The organism is Bacillus sp. UNC69MF (assembly GCF_000746035.1).
GTDB classification, from domain to species: domain Bacteria; phylum Bacillota; class Bacilli; order Bacillales; family Bacillaceae; genus Bacillus; species Bacillus velezensis.
On record NZ_KN050799.1, the window covers coordinates 39,862 to 62,249 of the forward strand.

The 22,388-nt window shown below is 47.0% G+C and carries 20 protein-coding genes and 1 other annotated feature; of the genes, 12 read left to right on the forward strand and 8 right to left on the reverse strand.

From position 1 onward, the window contains the following. The first annotated feature begins 36 nt into the window (after positions 1-36). From BR62_RS0117350 to BR62_RS0117375, 6 genes are all read left to right on the forward strand, one after another. Positions 37-732, forward strand: a complete 696-nt coding sequence (locus BR62_RS0117350) for a response regulator transcription factor (protein ID WP_014305616.1) — start codon at positions 37-39, stop codon at positions 730-732. After that, a complete protein-coding gene (locus BR62_RS0117355; RefSeq protein WP_032871661.1) occupies positions 725-1,729 on the forward strand; it encodes a sensor histidine kinase in 1,005 nt (334 codons plus the stop codon). The genes BR62_RS0117350 and BR62_RS0117355 overlap by 8 nt, the downstream gene beginning before the upstream one ends. A 102-nt stretch (positions 1,730-1,831) precedes the next feature. Next, a complete protein-coding gene (locus BR62_RS0117360) occupies positions 1,832-2,587 on the forward strand; it encodes an ABC transporter ATP-binding protein (RefSeq protein ID WP_015240420.1) in 756 nt (251 codons plus the stop codon). Then, the gene (locus tag BR62_RS0117365; protein ID WP_032868344.1) at positions 2,584-4,524 is read left to right on the forward strand and encodes an FtsX-like permease family protein; all 1,941 of its coding nucleotides are present in this window, start codon (positions 2,584-2,586) and stop codon (positions 4,522-4,524) included. The genes BR62_RS0117360 and BR62_RS0117365 overlap by 4 nt, the downstream gene beginning before the upstream one ends. A 107-nt stretch (positions 4,525-4,631) precedes the next feature. Beyond that, positions 4,632-5,351 (forward strand): YwaF family protein, encoded by a 720-nt coding sequence (locus tag BR62_RS0117370; RefSeq protein ID WP_032871662.1) that lies wholly within the window; start codon positions 4,632-4,634, stop codon positions 5,349-5,351. Positions 5,352-5,545: 194 nt separating this feature from the next. Further along, the gene (locus BR62_RS0117375; protein ID WP_015240418.1) at positions 5,546-6,730 is read left to right on the forward strand and encodes an MDR family MFS transporter; all 1,185 of its coding nucleotides are present in this window, start codon (positions 5,546-5,548) and stop codon (positions 6,728-6,730) included. 41 nt (positions 6,731-6,771) lie between these two features. On the opposite strand, the gene BR62_RS0117380 is transcribed toward BR62_RS0117375, so the two are convergent. Beyond that, complete coding sequence (locus BR62_RS0117380; protein WP_007408808.1) at positions 6,772-7,557, reverse strand: YtvA family blue-light photoreceptor; 786 nt, start codon at positions 7,555-7,557, stop codon at positions 6,772-6,774. Positions 7,558-7,946: 389 nt separating this feature from the next. Here BR62_RS0117380 and BR62_RS0117385 point away from each other — a divergent pair, with 389 nt between their 5' ends. The 4 genes from BR62_RS0117385 (at position 7,947) to BR62_RS0117400 (ending at position 12,109) form a co-directional block, all read left to right on the forward strand. Then, the gene (locus tag BR62_RS0117385) at positions 7,947-8,282 is read left to right on the forward strand and encodes a DUF4257 domain-containing protein (RefSeq protein ID WP_015418038.1); all 336 of its coding nucleotides are present in this window, start codon (positions 7,947-7,949) and stop codon (positions 8,280-8,282) included. A 102-nt stretch (positions 8,283-8,384) separates the two neighbouring features. Beyond that, positions 8,385-8,598 (forward strand) — a binding site (T-box leader). A 108-nt stretch (positions 8,599-8,706) separates the two neighbouring features. Beyond that, on the forward strand, positions 8,707-11,121 hold the full coding sequence (gene leuS / locus BR62_RS0117390; protein ID WP_012118235.1) for a leucine--tRNA ligase: 2,415 nt from the start codon (positions 8,707-8,709) through the stop codon (positions 11,119-11,121). Between the two features lie 116 nt (positions 11,122-11,237). After that, the gene (locus BR62_RS0117395) at positions 11,238-11,549 is read left to right on the forward strand and encodes a rhodanese-like domain-containing protein (RefSeq protein ID WP_003152299.1); all 312 of its coding nucleotides are present in this window, start codon (positions 11,238-11,240) and stop codon (positions 11,547-11,549) included. 83 nt (positions 11,550-11,632) lie between these two features. Then, positions 11,633-12,109 carry a GNAT family N-acetyltransferase gene (locus BR62_RS0117400; protein WP_079978510.1) on the forward strand — a complete coding sequence of 159 codons (477 nt, stop codon included), beginning with the start codon at positions 11,633-11,635 and terminating at the stop codon, positions 12,107-12,109. 36 nt (positions 12,110-12,145) lie between these two features. On the opposite strand, the gene melA is transcribed toward BR62_RS0117400, so the two are convergent. From melA to BR62_RS0117425, 5 genes are read right to left on the reverse strand one after another with little or no spacing between them, the layout of a single operon-like run. Then, positions 12,146-13,444 (reverse strand): alpha-galactosidase MelA, encoded by a 1,299-nt coding sequence (gene melA / locus BR62_RS0117405; protein ID WP_032871663.1) that lies wholly within the window; start codon positions 13,442-13,444, stop codon positions 12,146-12,148. 22 nt (positions 13,445-13,466) lie between these two features. Next, positions 13,467-14,288, reverse strand: a complete 822-nt coding sequence (locus tag BR62_RS0117410) for a carbohydrate ABC transporter permease (RefSeq protein ID WP_032871664.1) — start codon at positions 14,286-14,288, stop codon at positions 13,467-13,469. Continuing rightward, positions 14,285-15,199, reverse strand: coding sequence for a carbohydrate ABC transporter permease (locus BR62_RS0117415; RefSeq protein WP_015240414.1), 915 nt, complete (start codon positions 15,197-15,199; stop codon positions 14,285-14,287). Before BR62_RS0117415 ends, BR62_RS0117410 begins: the two co-directional genes overlap by 4 nt. Continuing rightward, the gene (locus BR62_RS0117420) at positions 15,196-16,473 is read right to left on the reverse strand and encodes an ABC transporter substrate-binding protein (protein WP_015240413.1); all 1,278 of its coding nucleotides are present in this window, start codon (positions 16,471-16,473) and stop codon (positions 15,196-15,198) included. Before BR62_RS0117420 ends, BR62_RS0117415 begins: the two co-directional genes overlap by 4 nt. A gap of 41 nt (positions 16,474-16,514) precedes the next feature. Then, on the reverse strand, positions 16,515-17,540 hold the full coding sequence (locus tag BR62_RS0117425; protein ID WP_032871665.1) for a LacI family DNA-binding transcriptional regulator: 1,026 nt from the start codon (positions 17,538-17,540) through the stop codon (positions 16,515-16,517). A 200-nt stretch (positions 17,541-17,740) separates the two neighbouring features. Here BR62_RS0117425 and BR62_RS0117430 point away from each other — a divergent pair, with 200 nt between their 5' ends. Together BR62_RS0117430 and BR62_RS0117440 are read left to right on the forward strand one after the other, a co-directional pair. Further along, entirely contained in the window at positions 17,741-17,923 is a 183-nt protein-coding gene (locus tag BR62_RS0117430) for a sporulation protein Cse60 (protein ID WP_003152309.1), read from the forward strand. Between the two features lie 110 nt (positions 17,924-18,033). Beyond that, positions 18,034-19,184 (forward strand): IS3 family transposase gene (locus BR62_RS0117440; protein ID WP_156097796.1). Its coding sequence is split into 2 segments (ribosomal slippage): positions 18,034-18,307 and positions 18,307-19,184, totalling 1,152 coding nucleotides; the frame shifts between segments, so codons are not numbered across the junction. Between the two features lie 63 nt (positions 19,185-19,247). Here BR62_RS0117440 and opuD read toward each other — a convergent pair. After that, complete coding sequence (opuD, locus tag BR62_RS0117445; protein ID WP_012118228.1) at positions 19,248-20,783, reverse strand: glycine betaine transporter OpuD; 1,536 nt, start codon at positions 20,781-20,783, stop codon at positions 19,248-19,250. A gap of 179 nt (positions 20,784-20,962) precedes the next feature. Beyond that, positions 20,963-22,228 (reverse strand): BaiN/RdsA family NAD(P)/FAD-dependent oxidoreductase, encoded by a 1,266-nt coding sequence (locus BR62_RS0117450; protein WP_007408798.1) that lies wholly within the window; start codon positions 22,226-22,228, stop codon positions 20,963-20,965. Between the last annotated feature and the right edge of the window lie 160 nt (positions 22,229-22,388).

Here is a 22,388-nt window from a genome sequence, read left to right on the forward strand (position 1 = left end):
GGTTTTTCCTCTATCTCTCAGAAAAGGGCGGATACCATGTTTCACATTTTGTTAATAGAAGATGATAACACTTTATTTCACGAGATGAAAGAGAGATTAACGGGCTGGTCATTTGCGGTGCACGGAATAAAAGATTTCAGCCGGGTCATCCGGGAGTTTACCGAAATCAAGCCTGATTTGGTGATCATTGATGTACAGCTGCCGAAATTTGACGGCTTTCATTGGTGCAGAATGATACGCTCCCAATCAAACGTGCCGATTCTCTTTTTGTCCTCGCGCGATCATCCCGCGGATATGGTCATGTCGATGCAGCTCGGGGCAGATGATTTTATTCAGAAGCCTTTTCACTTTGATGTGTTAATCGCGAAAATACAGGCGGTGTTCCGCCGTGTGCATCAATACGGCACAGAACCGGCGCTGATGAAAAGATGGTGCGGGGCGGTCATTGACACAGAAACCAACACGGTCAGCCGTAAAAACGGTTCGGTCGAGCTGACCAAAAACGAAATGCTGATCTTAAAACTGCTGGCTGAGCAGAAAAATAAAATCGTCAGCCGGGAAGAACTCATCAGAAGCCTATGGAATGATGAGCGTTTCGTCAGTGATAATACGCTGACGGTGAATGTCAACCGGCTGCGGAAAAAACTCGATCAATTAGGCATCGGGAAAATGATTGAAACCAAGGTGGGGCAGGGATACATCGCAAAGGAAGAAGACGGTCTTTATGATTAAGTCATTTCTGCTCGAAAGAAAGAGCTGGATCGCGATGTTTCTTTTGCAGCAGGCTGTGCTTCTTTTTGCGGCGTATATTGATCCGTCTATTCCGTTTTTTTCGGTGCTGTATTTCGTTTACCTGTCTCTTCTTGTGTTTCTTGTATTTCTCTTGTTCCGCTATCGTAAAGAGACCGCCTATTATAAAAGCTTAAGAGAGTGGGACGCCAATTTAGACATGTCTTATCTTAAAGCGCCTGACAGTCCGTTTGAGTCTATCGTTGAAGAAAGCATTGAAGGGCAGACAGAGCAGTTAAGAAAAAGCTCACTTCACCTTCAGGCGGCGTCAGAGCATGAAAAGGACGATCTGATGTCATGGATTCACGAGGTCAAAACACCGCTGACAGCGATGCATCTCATGATCGAGCGCCTTGATGAACAGCCGCTGAAAGCCCCTTTGCTGTATGAATGGCTGCGGATTCACCATCTCCTGGACCAGCAGCTTCATCAGAAACGATTGTCTTTTATTGAGAATGATTTATCATTCCAGCGAATTCAGCTCAGACCGCTCGTTTTCAAAGAAATTAAAAATCTGCAATCATGGTGTATACAAAAAGGGATCGGGTTTGACATTCAGCTTGATTCACCAGACGTTCACAGTGACGGAAAATGGCTTTCCTTCATCATCAGGCAGCTGTTAAGCAATGCCGTCAAATACAGTGAGGCGGATGACATTACCGTAAAAAGCTATGAACAAAACGGCCGGGTGCATGTGGATATCGAAGACCGCGGCATCGGCATCGAGCCCAAAGATCTTCCGCGCATTTTTGAAAAGGGATTTACCTCGACGCGAATGAGGCGTGATCACGCGTCAACGGGGATGGGCCTGTATTTGGCTCAAAAAGCCGCGGCTCCGCTTCTTATCCAGATCAGCGTGCGCTCTGAGCCGGAAAGCGGCACGGTTTTTACCTTGGTGTTTCCGAAACAGAACGATGCCGTCAGCATGTTCAGCGTGTGACAAAAGTGTCACATGCTTTTCTCTTTTGTTCGCTTAATCAAACGAAAAAAACGGCTTCTGTTTTTAAAATAAAGATAACCAATGTAAAAGGAGAATCAGAACGTGATGATTTTAGAAGCAGGCAATATCCAAAAAAGCTACGGAAACAAGCTGAATAAACAAGAGGTGCTGAAAGGAATTGATCTTCAGATTCACAAAGGGGAATTCGTCAGCATTATGGGCCCGTCGGGATCAGGGAAAACGACCCTTTTGAATGTGCTTTCCTCCATTGATAAAGTGAGCGCGGGCACCATTAAACTGAATGAGACGGAGATTACATCCATGAAAGAAAAGCAGCTTGCCGAATTCAGAAAACGGCATCTCGGCTTTATTTTTCAGGATTATAATTTATTGGACACCCTGACCGTGAAGGAAAACATACTTCTGCCGTTATCCATTACGAAAATGTCTAAGAAAGAGGCGGACCTGCGATTTGCCGAGACGGCAGAGGAGCTTGGGATCTATGATTTGCGACATAAGTATCCGAGTGAAATTTCCGGCGGGCAAAAACAGCGGACGTCTGCCGCAAGAGCTGTTATTCACGAGCCGGGCATTATTTTTGCTGATGAACCGACCGGAGCGCTCGATTCAAAGGCTGCCATGGATTTACTGAATAAACTCAGCCGTCTGAATCAAAAACGCCGCGCCACCATTGTGATGGTGACGCATGATCCGGTTGCCGCCAGCTATTCCGGACGTGTGGTTTTCATTAAAGACGGCCGTGTGTATACACAGCTGAATAAAGGCGGCCAGGACAGACCGGACTTTTTTCAGGATATTATGAAAACGCAAAGTGTATTGGGCGGGATTCAGGCATGAGTATTCATCATTTGATCTTCCAGAACCTGAAAAAGAATATGAAAAACTATTACCTTTACGTTTTTGCGCTGGTGTTCAGCGCCGCCCTTTATTTCGCGTTTGTCACGATGCAATACGATCCGGCGCTTGATGAAATGAAAAGCTCCATAAAAGGAGCGGCGGCAATCCGGGCCGCCTCTGTACTGCTTGTGGCGATCGTGTCGGTATTTCTTTTATACGCCAACACCATTTTTATTAAACGGCGCGGCCGGGAAATCGGCTTATTCCGATTAATCGGCATGACGAAAATGCACATTTTCCGCATACTCAGCACAGAAAATTTCATTTTGTATTTCGGATCGATTTGGATCGGTATTTTTGCCGGCTTTTCTCTCTCGAAATTATGTATGATGATGCTGTTTCATACAGTCGGTGTGAAAGCCTCTGTCTCACTGTTTTTTTCAAGCAAGGCGCTCGTTCAGACGTTAATTGTGTTCGGGGCGATTTACGTGCTGATTATGATGATGAATTACTTATTTATTAAACGGCAAAGCATTTTGTCTTTATTTAAAACCGCGTCATCGTCAGAAAGCGGCATAAGACGGCTTTCTTGGGTGCAGATGTCGATCGGTGTTGTCGGTATTGCGGCCATTATCGCCGGCTATGCCGTGTCCGCGGATTTATTCGGAGGCAGTTTTACGAGCATGAATGAACTGTTTTCGGCCATGGTGTTTATTCTCGGCTCGGTCATTATCGGAACCTATCTGTTTTATAAAGGTTCGGTCAGCTTTCTGGCAAATCTCATCCGGAAATCAAAAGGCGGGTATCTGAATGTCAGTGAAGTGCTCTCTTTGTCATCCATCATGTTCCGGATGAAGTCAAACGCCGTCCTGCTGACGATTATTACGACTCTTTCGGCGCTGGCAATCGGTTTGCTGTCTTTAAGCTATATCTCGTACTATTCCGCGGAAAAATCGGCTGAGCAAAATACAGCCGCGGACTTTGCGTTTGATAACCAAAAGGAGACTGACTCATTTACCGCTTTATTGAAGAAAAACGGAATTGAACACAAAGTGAAAACAATCAAGACCATTCAAGCCGGTGTCAATATGAAGAACATCATAAACGGCGACATGAAAAGCTTTCAACAAGACCCGTCCAGCTTGGCGCTGCCGATTATAAGCGAGAAAGACGCAGAAGGGACGGAGCTTTCTGACGGAGAAGCCGTGTTTACCGGATATAATGATATGATGAAAAGATTTCTCGACCTGAAAACGTCAGGATCCATTGATATAAACGGCAAAACGGATAAAATACCGCTGGCGTATAAGGGCTTGAAGAACGACTTCCTTCTGTCATATACATTTACAAGCGGAGGGCTGCCGACCGTTATCGTCACGCAGCAGGTATTTGACCGGATCGAGAAAGATATCGACCCGTCCATTCAGGGAAAATCAAATCGGTTTTTCGGCATTACACTCAAACGTGAAGAGGACATCCAAAAAGCTGATGGTCTGTTTCAAGCGCAGCACTATTCTGACGGCGCGCTTTCACAATTTGAAACGGCTGACACCCAAAAGAAAAACATGGGGCTGATCATGTTTATTGTCGGCTTTTTGGGGTTAACCTTTCTGATCACCTCAGGCTGTATCCTTTATTTTAAACAAATGGGCGAGTGTGAGGATGAGAAGGCTGATTACACGATATTGCGGAAGCTCGGCTTCACAACGGGGGATCTGCTGAAAGGCATCCGCCGGAAGCAGGCGTATCATTTCGGGATTCCGCTCGTTCTCGGGCTGTTCCACAGCTATTTTGCCGTTCAGTCAGGATGGTTTTTATTCGGAACGGAAGTGTGGACGCCGATGATCATCGTCATGGCGCTGTATACGCTGCTGTACTCCATCTTCGGCATGCTGTCGGTGCTATACTATAAAAAGGTCATTCAATCCGCATTGTAAAACAAGTTGAGGAGCCTCCGCATAAGCGGAGGCTTTTTTTGTATGAATAGAAGAAAGCGATTTTTAAAAGAATAGACATACGTCATTTTCTCGCGCGGGGGAGCCTTATGCAGAAGTATTTTCAATTGAAATCTGAAACAGGAGCCTTTCATCTTTTTTCCAAGGAACACATTTTCACGCTGTTGATCATCGGATTGCTGGGGGCGGGCGTGATCGTATTCCGGAAAAAGCTCAACTACGGCCGGTCGAATCGCGTTTTCCGCTATGTACTGTTCATTCTCCTTGCCGTGTCGCAGATCAGCTATCATATATGGCTGCTTTGTCATCATGCCTGGTCGCTGAAAACAGCTCTGCCGCTGCAGCTGAGCGACCTTTCCGTCTATTTGGCAATGCTGATGGTCATGACAAAAAGCAAAAAACTGTTCGCCTTCCTCTATTTTGCCGGTTTGGGCAGCGCCGTACAGGCGATGGCAACACCTGATTTAGGGGCGTATTCTTTCCCTCATTTTCGGTACATCGTGTTTTTCATCTCCCACGGCTGTGTTTTTCTTACCTGTCTATTCATGGCCGCTGCAGAAAAGTACAGACCGTCGGCGCGCGGACTGTGGGTATCGGTGCTGATCGTAAATCTGTACGGGGCGTGTGTCTTTTTTATTGATCGTGTGCTGAATGCAAATTACTTATATTTAATGAAAAAACCGAAGACCGCTTCGCTTCTGAACGTTTTCGGACCTTGGCCGTGGTATCTTCTATCAATGGAAGCGGCGGTGATATTGAGCTTTTTCATTCTGTATATTCTGTTTTGGCTGCTGAGGAAAAGAGCATGAGGCCGGCCTGTTTTTGTGAATCCAATCATTTGTAATTTTTCAACATTCCGGCATTATTTTTTTCAGATTCTGATGTTGAAAAAAGACGTCCGCGGCGATAGAATGAATGTGCTATGATAACGTGTTCGATACGGAGCCGCGGCTTGCGGTTTCCGTTTTTTCATGGGGTTTTTTATAGAGAGAGGGGGATCGGTATGCCGCGCGCTTTGAAGATATTAATCATCGGAATGTTTATCAATGTGACGGGCGCATCTTTTTTGTGGCCGCTGAATACGATCTATATTCATAATCATTTAGGGAAATCGCTGACTGTTGCGGGGGTTGTTCTGATGCTGAATTCCGGGGCCAGTGTGGCGGGGAATTTATGCGGCGGATTTTTGTTTGATAAAATCGGCGGATTCAAATCCATTATGCTGGGCATTATGATCACATTGGCAAGTCTTCTCGGACTCGTTCTGTTTCATCAATGGCCCGTTTATATTTGGCTGCTCATCATTGTCGGCTTCGGTTCCGGTATCGTGTTTCCGGCCAGTTACGCCATGGCGGGAGCGGTATGGAAAGAAGGCGGGCGGAGAGCTTTTAATGCGATTTATGTAGCTCAGAACGCAGGTGTCGCCGTGGGCTCGGCACTCGGCGGGATGGTTGCGGCGTACTCGTTTACGTACGTGTTTTTAGCCAATGCTATGCTGTATGTGCTGTTTTTCCTTATCGTATTTTTCGGGTTTCGAAATATCAAAACCCAAAATGCGAGCCAGGTTTCTGTTCTGGACTACGAGCCTGTCAGCAGCAGAACGAAATTTACGGCGCTTCTCATATTGAGCGGCGGGTATGTTCTCGGGTGGATCGCCTATTCGCAGTGGTCCACAACCGTTGCGTCACATACTCAAAGCATCGGTATGCCGCTTTCATTATACAGTGTGCTCTGGACCGTAAACGGAATATTAATTGTCGCCGGACAGCCTCTCATGGGAGCTGTTCTGAAAAAATGGTCCGGTGCGTTAAAAACGCAGATGGTCATCGGCTTTTGTATTTTTATCGTCTCGTTCGGCGTGCTTCTCAGCGCCAAGCAATTTCCGATGTACCTCACCGCAATGGTGATTTTAACCGTCGGAGAAATGCTTGTCTGGCCTGCCGTGCCTACCATTGCCAATCAGCTTGCGCCTAAGGGGAAAGAAGGATTTTACCAAGGATTCGTCAACAGTGCGGCGACGGGCGGCAGAATGATCGGGCCGCTCCTTGGCGGCGTGCTGGTTGATCAGTACGGAATGAGCGTGCTGCTGTTGATCCTGATGGTGCTTCTTGTTGTCAGCATCGCAGCGACGGTGCTGTACGACAAACGCCTGAAAACCGTTAATAAACAAAACGTCCAAGTGCGATGACGACATAAAAAAATCCCGCTGTTTCGGCGGGATTTTTTTGTTTATACGACCGGAAGCACGTTGACCGCGTCCTTAACGTTTAAATACGTCTTTAATGAAGAAAAGCTGGCATCAAGCTGATTCATTCTCATGGCGAGGGTAGGCTTGATCCCGGTGATAATCAATTCCGTGCCGATTAATTTAAGCAGGTGGTGCAATTTGAAAATCCGGTCTGCGGTCTGTTCGTTTACCTCGGCCAGACCTGATAAGTCTATAATTAAGTAATCATCTTTAGATGCGGTTAATATGTCCGTCAAAGTTGTCACAATTGAATCAAATCGTTCTTCCGTTAAGTTTCCCACTAACGGCAAGGCGGAGATGCCGTTTCGGATCGGAACAATCGGTGTAGACAGCGTCGTGATTTCTGTGAGGGAATCCTCAAGGAGCTTTTCGTATTCTTTCTGCTCTGTAATGTCTTTTTGAAAACCGACAAAATAGAGCTTGTCTTCAACATAAAGAGGATCAATGTTGAGTTCATTCCAAAACGGGGTGCCGTCTTTTTTGACATTTTTCAGCCGCACCGTGATCTTTTCTTTCTGGGTTAAGCTCTTTCTGATTTTCGCGACTTGTTGACGGTCGGTTTCTTTGCTTTGCAGAAATCTGCAGTTCTTACCTAATATCTCTTCGGAAGAGTAGCCTGTCATATCCATAAATCCCTGATTTGTATATATGATGGGATTGTCCTCAAGAGAGGGGTCTGTAATCACCACGCCGATGCGTGCGTGATCAAGCGCCTTTTTGATAAGCTCCAGCTGCTCCAGTTTTCCGAATACATTTGAGTCAGCCATGTAAAACCCCCTTTTGGCCGTAAAGCTGCGCGCTTTTTCAGCCATTGTTTCTCCCCTTTTTAAATGAATCTACAGTAACCGTAGCATAACATATGTTCTGATTTCAAGCAGCCGAAGTTTGCAATTTGTCATTCGGGCTTGTCCTCATATACACTGAATATATAAGGGGAAGGCACACCATCGCTAAGTAAGTGACTAGGTCATTGTCACTGGGTGAAAAATGAATCTAATGCATCAAGCTTACCGATCATGTGTTCACATATAATGGAAGAAACAAGCTTTTTACTTTCCTGCTCAATCGCCGGTATGTAGATATCGAAAATCATCGTATTCGTAAGGGGGCTGGATGGCCTGAAGTCGCTTTACTAAATAAGGGCTTTAGGAAGGTGATGAAGATGCTGCATCAGGTAATAATTGCTTGTGTAATTGGAGGAATCATGGGGGTTCTCGGTCATGTGAAAAAGAGAGGCAGGCTGGAGAAACCCAGAATGACAAAGCGGTTTATCTATCTCGGTTTTTTGGAAGATGGTTTTATCGGAATGGCTGCTTCCATCTTACTTGTCTTATCCGCTGACCCCGATTCAGGAATTCAACTCGTCATCTTATCCATAATCGCAGGCTACGGCGGAGAAGCTGTTCTCAGGAGCTTTGATTTTGTCAGAGAACAAAACAGTGATTCGGCCGAAGCAAAACCACACCAGCAAAAAAATCCTCCATCAAAATAATATCCCCGCTCATGACCCGTTCCGGGTACATTCCCATTGTATACAAACCTGCTTGCACTTATGAACAGAATTCTATAAAATACAGGTAAGATTACGGTAGCGATAAGAACAGTGAAGAGGAGCAGTAAGAAGCAGATTTTGCAATCAGAGAGTTGACGGCCGGTGCAAGTCAATCAAGTCTGTTTCCGAACTCGCCTCAGAGTTGCAGCGGCAAAACCGCTGACGCATAACTGCGTTAAAAGTATCAAGTGAGTGCGGCTCAAAACCGTGCTAACGAGGGTGGTACCGCGGGAAATAAAAATCTCTCGTCCCTTTTTGGGATGAGGGAGTTTTTTTAGTTTTAGAATAATCTGAATATAATCTTTCTCATCCCGTCAATACTTGGACTACATACGCCGTATTCAATCAGAAGGAGGTTTTTACGTTGAGTTTTCAGCACGAAAAAATAGAAAAGAAATGGCAGAATTACTGGTTGGATCATAAAACGTTCGCCGTCAGTGAAGAGAATGACAAGCCGAAGTTTTACGCGCTTGACATGTTCCCGTATCCTTCAGGAGCCGGCCTTCATGTCGGACATCCGGAAGGCTATACGGCAACCGATATCCTTTCGCGCATGAGACGCATGCAAGGATACAATGTGCTTCATCCGATGGGATGGGACGCGTTCGGGCTTCCTGCCGAGCAATACGCGCTTGACACGGGGAATGATCCGGCCGAGTTCACAAAACAAAATATCGATAATTTCCGCCGCCAGATTCAATCGCTCGGATTTTCATATGATTGGGATCGTGAAATCAATACGACTGATCCGGACTATTACAAGTGGACGCAGTGGATCTTCACCAAGCTGTACGAAAAAGGGCTCGCTTACGTAGACGAAGTGCCGGTCAACTGGTGCCCGGCGCTCGGAACGGTGCTTGCGAACGAAGAAGTCATTGACGGCAAAAGCGAGCGGGGCGGCCATCCGGTTGAACGCCGCCCGATGAGACAATGGATGCTGAAAATCACCGCTTATGCGGACAGGCTTCTTGAAGATTTAGAAGACCTTGACTGGCCGGAAAGCATTAAAGACATGCAGCGCAACTGGATCGGACGCTCAGAAGGCGCAAACGTGCATTTCGCGATCGACGGCACTGATGACACGTTTACCGTGTTTACGACAAGACCGGACACGCTGTTCGGCGCGGCTTATGCCGTACTGGCTCCTGAGCATGAGCTTGTGGAGGCCATCACGACGCCTGAACAAAAAGAAGCGGTAGATGCTTATGTTAAAGAAGTTCAGGCGAAAAGTGACCTGGAACGGACGGATCTTGCGAAAACAAAAACGGGCGTCTTCACGGGCGCATATGCCGTAAACCCTGCAAACGGGGAAAAGCTGCCGATCTGGATAGCGGATTATGTCCTCGCCTCTTACGGAACAGGCGCTGTAATGGCCGTGCCGGCGCATGACGAACGTGATTTTGAATTCGCAAAAGTGTTCAGCCTGCCTGTCAAAGAAGTCGTAAAAGGCGGAAACACGGAAGAAGAAGCGTACACGGGGGACGGAGAGCATGTCAATTCCGGCTTTCTGAACGGACTGAAAAAAGCGGAAGCGATTGAAAAAATGATCGCCTGGCTTGAAGAAACGAAAAACGGTGAGAAAAAAGTGACATACCGTCTGCGTGATTGGCTGTTCAGCCGCCAGCGCTATTGGGGCGAGCCGATTCCGGTTATTCATTGGGAAGACGGCACGTCAACAGCCGTTCCGGCGGAAGAGCTGCCGCTGATTCTGCCGAAAACCGATGAGATCAAACCGAGCGGAACAGGTGAATCACCGCTTGCCAACATTAAAGAGTGGGTGGAAGTCACTGATCCTGAAACGGGCAAAAAAGGCAGAAGAGAAACGAACACGATGCCGCAATGGGCGGGAAGCTGCTGGTATTTCCTCCGCTTTATCGACCCGAAAAATCCGGATCAGCTCGCTTCACCTGAGAAACTGGATAAATGGCTGCCCGTTGATATTTACATCGGAGGAGCGGAGCATGCCGTGCTTCACCTTCTGTACGCGCGTTTCTGGCATAAATTCCTCTACGATATCGGTGTCGTGCCGACGAAAGAACCGTTCCAAAAGCTGTATAACCAAGGAATGATTCTCGGGGAAAATAATGAAAAAATGAGTAAATCCCGCGGAAACGTCGTCAATCCGGATGAAATTGTGGCGTCTCACGGAGCAGATACGCTCCGCCTGTACGAAATGTTTATGGGGCCGCTTGATGCATCTATCGCCTGGTCTGAATCAGGCCTTGACGGAGCGCGCCGCTTCCTTGACCGCGTATGGCGTTTGTTTATCGAGGAAAACGGCGAGCTGACGGGCAAAGTGACAGAAGGCGCGGGCGAAACTCTTGAGCGCGTCTATCATGAAACGGTCATGAAAGTGACAGAAAACTTCGAAGCCCTTCGTTTTAATACGGGCATTTCTCAGCTGATGGTCTTCATTAATGAAGCTTACAAAGCGAATGAACTGCCGAGAGAATATATCGAAGGTTTTGTGAAGCTGCTTTCTCCTATTGCGCCGCATTTGGCGGAAGAACTGTGGGAAAAACTCGGCCACGAAGGTTCGATTGCATACGAGGCTTGGCCTGCTTATGACGAATCAAAACTGGTGGACGATGAAGTGGAAATCGTCGTCCAGCTGAACGGAAAAGTAAAAGCGAAATTAATGGTTCCGGCTGATGCTGATAAAGCAGCGTTAGAACAGCTCGCACAAGCTGACGAAAAAGTAAAAGAGCAGCTTGAAGGAAAAACGATCCGAAAAATCATTGCCGTACCGGGCAAGCTTGTCAATATCGTGGCAAACTGACCGGGCGAAGCCCCTCTCCTACAGAGAGGGGCTTTTTTATCAGGCCTCTATCATAGAAATTGCACCGCGGGCTTTGGTATACTTAACACCATAAAGATGAATGGGAGTGTCACACATTGAAAATAAATGAAATCAGCACAGCCGCACTGGAAGAAAAATTAAAAGCGGGAGAAGAGCTGTATCTGATTGATGTCAGAGAGGACGAAGAAGTTGCCGAAGGAATGATTCCGGAGGCCGTTCACATCCGCATGGGGGACATCCCTGAGAAGATGGATGCGTTAGACAAGGACAAGGAATATGTATTTATCTGCCGTTCCGGAAAAAGAAGCATGAACGTTTGTATGTATTTACATGAGCAGGGCTTCCGTACGGTTAATGTTGAAGGCGGCATGCTGGAGTGGGAAGGCGAAACAAAGCCGAAGAAATAACGCTTTGAAGTGGAAGAAGAAAAGGGACGTCGTCTTTTTCTTCTTTTTTTATAAAAAAACGGGAGGCGAATCAGGTGAAACCGATGATCCGCGCGATGAAAACAAACGATATCAAACAGGTCCGGCAAGTCGCAGAACGAAGCTGGCATCATACGTATGAAGGGATTATTCCCAGACACATTCAGGATCAGTTTCTCGAATCCGCCTATCAGGATGAGATGATGGAACGCCGGCTCTTGCATTCTCTGTTCTTTGTGGCAGAAGAAGAGGGGCGAGTGCTCGGTTTTGCAAATGCCACCCCGGTTCAAAAAGACGGAAATGCGGAGCTGACCGCCATCTATATTGACCCGGATTGCCAGGGAAGCGGGATAGGCACGGCACTCCTTAAAGAAAGCATCAGGCAGTCCGGCGGGGTAAAAAAGCTTTATGTCCATGCAGAAAAAGAGAACCGCATTGCCTTATCCTTTTATCAAGCGAAAGGGTTTCAATGGGTATGTGAATTTGAAGAAGATTTTAAAGGACACACTTTACAGACGGTCAAACTGGTACTGAACATATAAAAGCGTCCGGCCCGCCCAGGACCGGAACGCGAATGATCAGTGATAAGCCGGAAGCCGGTCTTTGTGCGCTTCAAATAAGTCATCGCACAAAGATATGATGTCATTCATGGAAAGCTCGGCGCTTGTATGCGGGTCAAGCATGGCCGCCTGATATACGGCTTCCTTTTTTAATGTAACGGCCGCTTCGATGGTTAAAAGCTGTGTGTTAATGTTTGTTCTGTTGAGCGCCGCGAGCTGCTCGGGAAGTTCGCCCGAATAGCACGGCATAATGTGGTTTTTGACGGCTGTGCAAGGCACTTCAACGACCGCTTTCGCCGGCAGATTCGGTATCAGCCCGGTATTCAGCACATTGCCGCCGAATGTGAACGGTTTGCCCGTCTCCATCGCTTCAATAATTCTCGAACCGTATTCTTTTGAGCGTTCATGCGTCAGGTTTTGGTTGTTGATGATGCCGTCTCTCATCGTTTCCCAATTGTTGATTTGTTCCGCGCATCTCCTCGGATATTCATCAAGCGGAATTTGGAGTTCATCTATCAGCTCCGGATACCGGCTTTTTATAAAATACGGGTGATATTCGGCATTATGCTCAGATGATTCCGTTACGTAGCAGCCGAATTTATCCATCAGCTCAAACCGCACCATGTCCTTATGTTTCGTCTTTTGTTTTTCGCGTGCCCGTCTTTTAATTTCAGGATATAAATCAATTCCGTCTTTTTTAATCTCCAAAAGCCAAGCCATATGGTTAATGCCGGCAATGCGTTCTTCCGTACCTTCGTGATCCATGCCGAGTGAGTCAAACAGATCTTTGGTACATACCTGGACGCTGTGGCACAGGCCGACCGTTTTGACATTTGTATGTCTGAGCATCGCTCCGGTCAGAGAGGCCATCGGATTTGTATAGTTTAACAGCCACGCATCCGGGCAGACCTCTTCCATGTCTTTTGCGATGTCAAATAAAACGGGGATGGTGCGAAGGGAACGGAAAATGCCGCCTATTCCGACGGTATCGGCAATCGTCTGGCGGAGACCGTACCGCTTCGGGATGTCAAAGTCAATGACCGTCGAGGGTTTATAGCCTCCGACCTGAATGGCGTTTATCACATAGCCGGCGTGTTTCAGCGCCTGTTTTCGGTCATCGTAGGAGATGATGGATATACTCGTATTGTAGCGGTCTCTCATGTTTTCCAGCATGAGCTGGGATTCTTTCAGCCGTACAGCGTCAATATCATAAAGCGCGAATTCAAACCCGTTTAATGCTTCAGTCAGTAAGCAGTCCCCCAGTACATTTTTTGCGAAAATCGTGCTCCCCGCTCCGATAAACGTAATTTTCTTCAACAGAAATTCCTCCCTTTTCTTCTCAGCCTTTGACCGCCCCGGAGGACAGCCCTGAGATAAAATATTTTTGAAGCGCCAAAAACAATACGACCATCGGCAGCATCGCCATAATTGCGGCTGCGGCGACTAAGTGAAGATTGTTCGCGTTTTCGCCGAAAAATCCCGCCATGGCCACGGTCAATGTCTGCATCTTTTGATCTTGTAAAAAGAAAATCGCAAATTGGTAATCGTTCCAGATAAACACACAGGAAATAATGCAGACCGTTGCGGTAATCGGTTTCAACAAAGGAAACACGATTGTATAAAAAGTCCTGATCAATCCCGCGCCGTCCATCCTGGCGGCTTCCTCAAGCTCTTTCGGAATGGAAGAGCGGATAAACCCTGAGTATAAGAAAACGGTCAGCGGCATATATGCAGCCGTATTAATGAGAATGGCTGCGGCATGCGTATTGATCAGCCCCGCATCAGCGACCATCTTGTATAAAGGAACCATGGAAGTCAAAGGCGGGATGATCATGATTGAAATCAAAAGGCCGAAGACGATTTTATTCAGCTTTGTATTTCTTCTAGCGAGCGGGTATGCGGCAAGCGAACCCATGAAAATTAATAAAGCGGCGGAAACGGCTGTAATGATGATCGTGTTCAGAAAGGATTGCCCGAGAGAGGCACGTTCCCATGCTTCACGAAAATTCTGAAATGAAAAGGCAGATGGCAGCGACCATTTTGAACTGTAGTCACCTTTTGCTTTTAATGACGTGGTCAGCAAAATATAAAAGGGGACAATATGAACGCACGAGATAACGGCTGCCAACAGCGTAAAAATCCGCATTCGGGCTGTTTTCATGACATTTCCGTCTCCTTTCGCTTGAAATACACGAGAGCCGAAAAGCTGATGACAAGAATAATGACGGACATAAACACGCCTTGGGCGGCGGCATATCCCGCATCCTGCCGTTTAAAATATAAATCATACATAAACGTCGACATCGATTGAGAGGAATTGCCCGGCCCGCCTGCGGTCAGCGCGAAAATGACATCAAACAGCTTCAGCCCGCCGATGATATTGATGACCATGTTGATGGTGACAGCCGGCATCAATAAAGGCAGGGTGATGGTGAAAAACGGCTGAAGACCTCCCGCGCCATCCATTTTTGCGGCTTCGTAATAATCTTTTGGAATGCTTTGCAGCCCCGCCAAATATACAATCATCGCAATGCCTGCGTATTGATACGTGTTAATCATGACGATAATCCACGGGTTTGCCGCAGGGCTTGCCAAGGCGTTGACAGGACCGATTCCCAGTGCGCCAAGTACATCATTCAGCGCACCCCCGTCATATGAGAAAATAAAATACCAAATGTATCCCATAATCAGCGGACTGATAATGACGGGCAGGTAGACGATCGTTCTTGTGAGCGCCTTCATTTTTAAGCTCTGATTCAAAAGCAGCGCATATAAAAGTCCGAGCATATTCTGAAAAAAAGTGCTTCCGATGCCGTAAAGCAAAGTGTTTTTCACAACAAGCCACGTGTCCGGATCTGTAAAAAGCCTTTTATATTGAGTAACCCCCACCCATTGATACGTCTGTGAGAAGCCGTTCCAGTTTGTAAATGTGATAAAAGCGCCTTTGACAAACGGAAAAATCATGAAAATAAAAACCGTGGCAAGAGCGGGAACGTACATCCACCATAGTGACGCGGGTTTTACCGGCTTTTGATGTTGAAATCCTTGGGTTTCTTTTGCAAGATCACTCATTCTTTTTCAGCTCCCCGTGAATCAGATTGAAGCCGGAGCCGCTTATATTCCCTGCCGAGTTTCGCTGAAATTTCAGCGGGGGTTAAGATATCGGCCATCAGCTCCTGCCCGGCTGTTCCCATCACATCCCACATTCCGTTCGGCAAATAAAGGCGGTCAAAATAAGGCTGCACCTTAATATGCTGATAGCGCTTATAGTCATTTGCGTAGAAAATGTCCGTTTGCACATTCACTAATCCGGCCGGAAGCGAGGTCGCTTCGGCAATTGATTTTGCATGCTCGGGTCGGGCCATAAATGCGATAAACTGTTTCGCTTCTTCAAGCCGCGGGGAATCCTTGAATGCCGCCAGCGTGTAACGTTCGCCTCCGATCCAAACCGGCGCGTCTCCCTTGTGGACGGCCGGGGTCGGTATGATTCCGACTTTTACCTTCGGATTGATTTGAGCGACGTCTTGGCCGAGGGTGCCGCCCTGCAGCGTAAAGGCGATTTTGTTTTGCGCCATCAGTTCAATGAGCTGGGACCGTTTTGCCGTCACGGCATCTATATTGAGCAGGTTTTCCTTTTGCATCTCTTTCAGTTTGTCAGATAAATAGGTGAAGTGTGTCCAGCGGAAGGTTCCGTTTAACAGTTGTTTTTTGTAACGGTGTGCGGGATCTGTGATGAGAAGCGGTGCGGCGAATTGATCGTAATATTGGGCAAATGAGCTTTTCTCATAGCCGGCAAACCAGAAGGGGGTGACTGTTCCGCCGCTTTTTTCTTTAATCTGTCTCAATGCCTTCATAAAATCATCCATTGTTTCCGGCGGTTTGATTCCGTATTCTTCCAACAACGTGCGATTGTAGGCCAGTCCGTCCTTTGCCTGATTCAGAGGGAAGGCGTATATTCTGCCTTTGGCGTCTTTGAGCATGCTGTTTAAATTCGGATCGAGCCGCTTCGTCCAAGACATGCCGCTGAGGTCGGCGGTATATTCTCCGTAGCGGATTTTGGCCCAGCCGTGTGTGTCGAAAAGATCGGGCATATCACCGGCCGCCATCCTGACCCTCATCATATTTTCGTAGTCATTGCCTGGGAAATGAACGTTTACTTGAATGTCCGGATGTTCTTTTTGGAATGAATCAGCCAACTTTCTGAATACGGCGCGTTCGCTGTCTGAGGATATGGTGGAATAGACTGTCAATGTTTTCTGCTTTTCTCCGGCGCCGCTCTGTTCTGCTGAGCAGCCGGGAAGTATCATGCAAGTAAAAGAAAGAAACAAAGCCAGTAAGCGTTTCATCTTTTCCTCCTTTAAATATGATATAAACGCTGCGGGACACGTCACCTCCTTTCTTGTGAGCCGCAGCTTTGTCTGACAATCAATGAAGTGGGGAGCGTCACGGCCAGCGGGACGGTTCTGCCGTTTAAACGGTCGAGAAGCAATTTGACACCCGTCCGGCCCATCTCTTCCGTGTATACTTTTACCGTTGATAACGGCGTGCTGGCGTATTCTGCCTCATCAATTCCGTTGAAGCTGACAACCGCCGTATCGCGCGGGACTTGAAGGCCGGCTTCCTGCAAGGCTTTTAAAGCGCCGACAGCCATCGAATCACTTGCGATAAAAAAGGCATCGGGGAGACTTCCGCCTTTGATGGCTTCATTCATCAGCCGGAACCCTTCGTGCATGCTGTATTCGCCGATCAGTACATGCTCCGGCTCGGCGCCGGCCATTTGTAAGAAAGCGGTCAGACGCTTATCCTCAATCGTTTTATTGCTGTTTACACCGTCTATGACGGTATGCTCCCGCTCCTGGCCGCCGATATAACCGAGCCGCTGGTAACCGAGCGACAGAAGATGTTCTATCGCCTTTTGCGCTGCGGCATAAAAATCCACGCTGACGGAATCGTAGCGGGCGGGATCGGGGGTGCCGTTAACAAATACCGCGTGCCTGAAAGCGGCGCTGATATTCGTAAGCGCCTCGTCTTGCAGGCTGCCGATGACGATGACGCCGTCCAGTTCGTGAAACATATGCTCTTGAAAAGAACCGAGATGGATAGAAGATGTGATAAAAATTTTTTGCCGAAAGCATTCTTCTTCAATGCCTTTTCGGATCGCCGAAAAATAAGGATCCTGCCGTTCTTCTTCCGGTGACAGGCAGCTGACAACGCCGATCAGGGGCGCTGAATCGCTGCGGCTGCGGTTCTTCCGTTTTTTTGCCGACGGCTGATAGCCCAGCTCATCGGCGATCCTCAGAACTTTTTCTCTTGTTTCATCAGTCACAGCCAAAGAGTCATCCTTATTCAAAATTCTCGATACTGTCGTGCTGGATACAGATGCCTGTAAGGCAATATCTTTGAGACGGACCATTTCGCATCTCCTTTTTACTAAATATTTACTAAACAGAAATGACCTGGTTATTGTTAAAATGATATTATCATACGAGAGTAAGCGTTTTCAATAACTATTTTCGGTTACTTTTAGTAAAAATCAGTAAAAAAGAAAATCTGTTTTTCTCTATCATATTTCAATTGAACCGGAATAAATTGATAGAGAAAGGAGAGGGTGATGTGCTGAAGATAGCTGTTTTTGATGAGGAGCATGAAAAGGATCTGCAGACTGAAGTCAATACATTTTTAAAGGGGATTTCTGATGAACAGCTCGTTGATATTAAATATACGGTAGCGGCGGCCTGTGATCCTGAAGGTGAGCAGCTTTATTGTTTTTCCGCTCTCATTTTATACCGAAAATAAAAAAGCCCGGACGAAAGGGACTGACCCCATAATATGAGACAAACAAAAAACACCTTCAAGTTTGAAAACGGATCGTTGTTATCCGAAATTAGACTTGGAGGTGTTTTTCTATGAGGGCAAGAGTGAGTTATCCGGTTGAAGTCAAACAGAAGGCTGTAGAAATGAGATTGGCGGGCGTGCCTGTGAAGGAGATCATGCAGAAATTGAATATAAAGAATAAGACGCAGGTGCAGACATGGGTCAGGTGGTATAAAGCTGGGGACACACATCGATTCGAACAACCTGTCGGAAAGCAATATTCTTATGGAAAAGGTCCCGAGTATTCTTCCGAATTAGAGAAACTGCAGGCAGAGATTCGTTACCTGAGACAACAGAATGAAGTGTTAAAAAAGTACAACGAATTGGAAAGGAAGCTGATAGCGAAACGCCAGTCGAGCTTGTAGAAGCATTGCGCAGCACAATGACCATAAAGGATATCTGTATTCATTTAGGTATCTCACGAGCATCTTATTATCGTTGGAAGAAGAATCTGATGAAAGATAACCCTAAATACCATTTAGAAAAACAAATCGGCACGTTGTGCCGAGAACACAAGTATCGATATGGCTATCGGAAAATCACAGCCATATTAAAAAAGGGAATGCGTATGAATCATAAAACGGTTCAGCGCATTATGCAGAAGAATCAGTGGCAATGCCGGGTTAAGGTGAAAAAGCGCAAGAAGAATGGGCAGCCATATGCCGTGGCCGAGAATATATTGGATCGGAACTTTCAGTCTGATCGCCCTCTGGAAAAGCTAGTAACGGATATCACATATTTGCCTTATGGGCAGAAACAATTGTATCTTTCCAGTATATTGGATTTATACAATGGAGAAGTGATTGCTTTTACTATTGGGGATAAGCAGGACACAGCCTTTGTCTTAGACACACTTGATCAGCTACCAATGCTGCCTGAGAACTGCGTGTTACATAGTGACCAAGGTTCTGTTTATACATCTTATGAGTATCAGAAAGCTGTTAAAACAAAAGGCATTACCATGAGCATGTCCCGTAAAGGGACACCCGCTGATAATGCCTCCATCGAATCGTTTCATTCCTCACTAAAGTCTGAAACGTTCTACCTCGACAAGTTGGAAAGCACTACGACGACCATCGTAGAGCAAACTGTCGAAACCTATATACACTATTGTAACAACATTCGTATTCAAACAAAACTAAACAACCAGCCGCCGGTCACATACCGACAGCTGGCTGCTTAAAGGTGTTTTGATCCCTGTCTCAAAAACGGGGGTCAGTCCCGAAATGCCGGGCTTCGTTGTTCATTATGCTTTTTTGACGCGGGGACTTCTCGGTTTTTGGTATTTCTCCGCTTGTTTGATTCCTTTTCTCTCGCTCGCTAATGACTTGTACAGAGACACGATCATCAGAAGGATCACGACTGAAAACGGAACCGCGGCGAGAATGGCCGTGTTTTGCAGTGCGGCCAGACCGCCGGAATATAACAAAACCGCTGCCACGGCGGACTGGATGACGCCCCAGATGATTTTCACCCGGTTTGACGGGTCTAAAGAGCCGTAAGACGTTTGCATTCCAAGCACAAATGTCGCTGAATCCGCTGATGTAATAAAGAATACAGCGATCAGAACAAGCGTTAATACGGATGTCACCATTGTCAGCGGATAGTGGCTGAGTGCGCCGAACAGCATCGTATCCGTTGACATTCCCGCGACATTGAATACGCCTTTCTGCTGAAGATCCATCGCGGATACACCGAAGATCGCAAACCATAAGAAAGCCAATATACAAGGTGTCACCAATACCCCGATTAAAAATTCCCGGATCGTCCGGCCCCTTGATACACGGGCGATAAAAATGCCGACAAACGGCGACCAGGATATCCACCAGGCCCAATAGAAAATGGTCCAGCTGTTAATCCATTCGCGCTTTTGGGGATCATTCGGAGACAAGCGAAAGCTCATCTGCACGATATTTTGTATGTATTGGCCGATAGAATCGGTAAATGAGTTCATAATCAGCACCGTCGGGCCTGCAATGAGCATAAAGATCATTAAAATAGCCGCGAGCGCCATGTTGGTATTGCTTAAGTATTTAATCCCTTTGCCGATTCCGCTCCACGCAGAAATCAAAAATAACACGGTCACGACAGCGATCAGGATCAGCTGAATGGAAAATGTTTTCGGAATGCCGAATAAATAATGCAGACCGCCGTTGATCTGAGTCGCTCCGAGCCCTAAGCTTGTCGCCACACCGACAACGGTCGCAAACACGGCGATACAGTCAATCGCTTTGCCGATCGGCCCGTTTACTTTATCGCCCAAAAGCGGTGTCAGTGTGCTGCTGATCAAACCGGGCGCGTCTTTTCTGAATTGAAAATATGCGATACATAAAGCGACGACCGCATAGATGGCCCAAGCGTGCAGCCCCCAGTGGAAAAATGTGTACCGGAGCGCATCACGAAATGCTTGGGGCGTTTCTGTTTCACCTGAGGGAGAGCTGATGGCGTAATGGCTGATCGGTTCCGCAGCCCCGTAAAATACCAAACCGATTCCCATGCCCGCGCTGAAAAGCATGGCAAACCATGATAATAAGCCGAATTCCGGTTTTTCCCCGGGTTTTCCGAGTTTTATTGTGCCGATCGGACTTACAATGAGAAAGAGACAGAAACCGACAAATATAGAAACGACCAGCAGATAATACCAGCCGAAAGAATCCGTAATAAATTTTTGTGCCGTATCAGTGACTTGCTGCAGGCTGTCAGGAGAAATGGCCCCCCATAAAACCGCAGCGGCTGTGATGACAATCACAATCCAAAAAACACTGGAGATGTTCTTCTTCAAACGTTCTCACCCTCTGACTATTTTTTTCAATACGCCATTTTGTTTTAGTATGGTCGTACGATTGCAGATCAATCCTTTCTTCCTATTCCCTCAATCAGGTGAAACAAAACGCAGAAAACTCTATCATGTTTTTGGTCAATTATCAACGGGGACGCTCAGGTAAGTGCGCTTTAAACCATTTAGAGCGAGCGTGAGAAACGTCCTGCATTCAAACCGGCGAGACGCCCCGTAACAAAGGCTGAAGTGATATTGTAGCCCCCGGTATAGCCGTGAATGTCGAGTATTTCTCCGCAAAAATATAAGCCTTCCATTTTTTTAGACGCCATTTGTTTCGGCTCAATCTCTTTTACGGAAACACCTCCGCCTGTGACAAACGCTTTGTCCAAAGAAAGCGTTCCGTCAGCGGCAACCGTAAATTGTTTGCAGTCTTTGACAAAAGCCCTGAATTGATCCTTCGGCAGTTCCGTAAAGCTTGTCTGCGGATCAAGACCGTTCCGTTCCAGAAGAAAAAGCAGGTACCGTTCCTGCATCCACGGCTTCAGCGCGTTTTTGAGCGCTTTTTTCGGTGCGTCTTTCAGTTCCTTGTGCATCTTTTGAAATAACTCTTCCTCGTTGATGCCGGGAAACAGATCGATGCGGAGTTTGACCTCTGGCTGCTTTTTCAGTTCTTTGACGACAAACTGGCTGCAGCGGAGAATGGCGGGGCCTGACAAGCCGAAATGGGTAAACAGCATGTCCATCACGTGTGTGACGATTGGTTTGCCTTTTTTATTCAGAACGCTGACGGCCGCGTTTCTAAGAGACAGCCCCTGAAGTGTTTTTTGTTTAATAAACGGTTCTGACGACGTAACCGGCACTTCCGTCGGAAAGAGTTCGGTCACGGTATGACCGGCCGCTTCCGCCCATGCATAGCCGTCTCCGGTGCTGCCGGTATGCGGGACTGATTTTCCGCCGACCGCGATAATGACGGCGTCTGCGTTAATGTGTTCGTCATTGTTTGTCGTAATGCCTGCTGTCCTGCCGTTCTCGTACCGCACTTCTTTGATTTTTTCATTTGTGCGGATGGTGACATTCAGTTGTTTTAATCGGTTCAAAAGCGCATCGACAACGCTTTGCGCTTTGTCCGTCACCGGGAACATGCGCCCGTGGTCTTCTTCTTTCAGCTGAATGCCGAGTTTTTCAAAAAAGGCGATGATATCTTCATTATTAAATTCGGAAAACGCGCTGTATAAAAAGCGGCCGTTGCCGGGGATGTGTTTGATGATTTCTTCAACGGGGAGGCGGTTGGTCACGTTGCAGCGCCCGCCGCCGGAAATCGCCAGCTTCCGTCCCAGCTTGTTTCCTTTATCGATTAATAATACGTCCGCGCCTTCTTCGCCTGCCGCAATCGCAGCCATTAAACCGGACGGGCCGCCGCCGATCACAATCACGTCATAATGTTTCATCTTTCATCAACAACTTTCTTTTTCACGTATAATAGGCGGAAATGTCCGCTTTCTGCTATTATAGCGAAAGAAAGGGAATCCTTAAACGTATTTTGTTTTTTAAAGAGTTTTCCCAAAAAGTTTCCCGCTGTAATTATTACCGTCTAATTGCCCAGTTGTG

Bases quoted from the DNA above. Each gene is read 5' to 3' on its own strand.
- BR62_RS0117350 (WP_014305616.1), top strand. From the start codon at position 37: ATGTTTCACATTTTGTTAATAGAAGATGATAACACTTTATTTCACGAG.
- BR62_RS0117355 (WP_032871661.1), top strand. From the start codon at position 725: ATGATTAAGTCATTTCTGCTCGAAAGAAAGAGCTGGATCGCGATGTTT.
- BR62_RS0117365 (WP_032868344.1), top strand. From the start codon at position 2,584: ATGAGTATTCATCATTTGATCTTCCAGAACCTGAAAAAGAATATGAAA.
- BR62_RS0117370 (WP_032871662.1), top strand. From the start codon at position 4,632: ATGCAGAAGTATTTTCAATTGAAATCTGAAACAGGAGCCTTTCATCTT.
- BR62_RS0117375 (WP_015240418.1), top strand. From the start codon at position 5,546: ATGCCGCGCGCTTTGAAGATATTAATCATCGGAATGTTTATCAATGTG.
- BR62_RS0117380 (WP_007408808.1), bottom strand. From the start codon at position 7,557: ATGGCTGACTCAAATGTATTCGGAAAACTGGAGCAGCTGGAGCTTATC.
- BR62_RS0117385 (WP_015418038.1), top strand. From the start codon at position 7,947: ATGAAGATGCTGCATCAGGTAATAATTGCTTGTGTAATTGGAGGAATC.
- BR62_RS0117400 (WP_079978510.1), top strand. From the start codon at position 11,633: ATGATCCGCGCGATGAAAACAAACGATATCAAACAGGTCCGGCAAGTC.
- BR62_RS0117410 (WP_032871664.1), bottom strand. From the start codon at position 14,288: ATGAAAACAGCCCGAATGCGGATTTTTACGCTGTTGGCAGCCGTTATC.
- BR62_RS0117415 (WP_015240414.1), bottom strand. From the start codon at position 15,199: ATGAGTGATCTTGCAAAAGAAACCCAAGGATTTCAACATCAAAAGCCG.
- BR62_RS0117420 (WP_015240413.1), bottom strand. From the start codon at position 16,473: ATGAAACGCTTACTGGCTTTGTTTCTTTCTTTTACTTGCATGATACTT.
- BR62_RS0117425 (WP_032871665.1), bottom strand. From the start codon at position 17,540: ATGGTCCGTCTCAAAGATATTGCCTTACAGGCATCTGTATCCAGCACG.
- BR62_RS0117450 (WP_007408798.1), bottom strand. From the start codon at position 22,228: ATGAAACATTATGACGTGATTGTGATCGGCGGCGGCCCGTCCGGTTTA.